The organism is Rhodococcus sp. BP22 (assembly GCF_014281965.1).
GTDB lineage: Bacteria > Actinomycetota > Actinomycetes > Mycobacteriales > Mycobacteriaceae > Rhodococcoides.
Genome location: NZ_JACFTB010000019.1, coordinates 1 through 1974 on the forward strand (window position 1 = coordinate 1; position 1974 = coordinate 1974).

Here is a 1974-nt window from a genome sequence, read left to right on the forward strand (position 1 = left end):
GCGCCTCACCCGCCGACCGCGCTATCGAGTGTGGTTTGCGCGGACGGGATCGTGGCTGTCGATGAAGCTCAGCAACCGTGGAATCACTTGTTCCGGATTCGCCCAGAGCAGGTCGTGCCCGACGCCGGGGAGGATTTCGACCTCGGCTGAAGGGAGGTCATTGCGGGCCCTGGGGACGGCAACCTCCAGATCGTTGACGACGGTCTCGGCGCCGAAGAGCACCAGCGTCGGGGCGGTGATGGCCGCCAGTTGAGCGTCGGTGAATGTCCGGTCCCACGGCGTCGCCATCCGGAACTTCACAGCCGCCATGGCGCCCGCGAATTCCTCGTCGGTGGGCTCGTAACCAGGCATCAACCATTTGTTGAGCTTCCGCATCCGCTCGGGCGTGGGCCGCATACCCGCCATGATGAATTTGAACAACAGGCTCCAGCGCGGTTTGGCGAAGGTTGCCGCGCTCGGTTCCAGCAGGGTCAGACTCGCCAGACGCTCGCAGCGATACACCGCGATCGCACCGGCCAGCCAGGCGCCGAGGGAATTGCCGGCCAGATGGACACGATCTTCGCCGAGCCCGTCGAGGACCTCGCCCATCCACTTCGCGATGTCTTCCGCGTCGCGCAGCGGTGCTGTCTGCACGCACCGCCCCGCCCACCCCATGACGTCCGGTGTGTATACGACGTGGTCTCGTGCCAGGTTCTCGATGAACCGCCACCACACCTGGCCATTGCCGCCGATGCCCGGCAGCAGCACGATCGGTGCGCCTTCCCCGGTCCCGGATTTACGTACGCGTGTCGTCCCGAACGATGTTTCGACGTCGATATTGGTCGACGGCACCGGCCACTTCGCCGCAATCGCGTCGTAGACGCTCATGAAGGCTGCCTTCGTTTCCTCGCTGGTGAATCGCCCGATCTTCGGCATCGTCCCTCCCTTTCCTCAGTTTTTACGGTATGGCCATATCACTTATGATGGTACATACATACCACTTATGTCGGTACGTGCGTTTCATCTACGCTGATGGGTCCGCGATGGGACGAAGAAGAGGGAACGGACGGTACTCGTGCCACGACTGGTCGACCATGAACAGCGGCGACGCCAGATCACCGACGCCGTGCGGCGGGTGATCGTCGGCGGCGGACTCGAGAAGGTGACCTTTCAAACGGTCGCAGTCGAAGCCGGTATTTCGGTGCGGCTGGTGCAGTACTACTTCGGTACGAAGAAGGACTTTCTGCTGGCCACCCATCGCTCGGTGATGGAAGATGCCGGCGCTCGATTCGCGCAGCGATGGACCGCACTCGGCGCGGAGGCCACGCCCCGTAAAGCCATCCACGCGGTATTGACCGAATTGCTTCCCCTTGATGATCAGCGCCGTGAGGAAATCATCGTGCTTGGGGCCTTCGACTGGGCGGCGATCGCCGGCCAACGCGGCAACACTGAGGAAACCTTCTTTGCGCCAGAGGCTTTGGCTACGATCATCGCTGACCAACTCCGGCGAGCTCAGCCCGATGACTTGCCATCTCCAGGTGATCCTGACCGCGACGCTGAGGTCATCGCGATGGCAACCGGTGGACTTGCCCACAGCATCCTCCAGGGGTTCAGCACCGAGCAGGCCGCGATCGGACTCGTAGACCATCTCCTCGACCTCGTCCTGGGTGCTCAAGGTGGCCGAGTGGACTCGACCCAGCACTGATCGCACACCAGCGCAGAGGTCAGTCCGTTGCTCATTCGCAGGGGAGAGTGTCCGTGCGGCGCGGTCAGAACAAGGTGTCGCGGCCACGCGGTGCAACGAACGCCACATCTGCCGGGGTCAACGTGAAATACCGGAACAATTCCTCACGACTGATCTCCGGAACTCCCGCAGACGGGCCAATTCCTCATCCGCGAATACCCGCGTCGCCACTAACGACAACCTCCGGCACGCCGACCAACCTGATCAGCATCCAAGCCAAGCACCAACCTTCCCAACCCGCAGCCGGAACC

The 1974-nt window shown here is 62.8% G+C and carries 2 protein-coding genes; one reads left to right on the forward strand and one right to left on the reverse strand.

Going from position 1 to position 1974, the window contains the following annotated elements; all coding sequences use genetic code 11:
- Nucleotides 1-21: 21 nt before the first annotated feature.
- A complete protein-coding gene (locus H2510_RS20510; RefSeq protein WP_186630120.1) occupies nt 22-915 on the reverse strand; it encodes an alpha/beta fold hydrolase in 894 nt (297 codons plus the stop codon).
- Between the two features lie 139 nt (nt 916-1054).
- Between H2510_RS20510 and H2510_RS20515 the strand changes: the two genes are divergently transcribed.
- Nucleotides 1055-1684, forward strand: a complete 630-nt coding sequence (locus H2510_RS20515; RefSeq protein WP_186630121.1) for a TetR family transcriptional regulator — start codon at nt 1055-1057, stop codon at nt 1682-1684.
- The last annotated feature ends 290 nt before the right edge of the window (nt 1685-1974 follow it).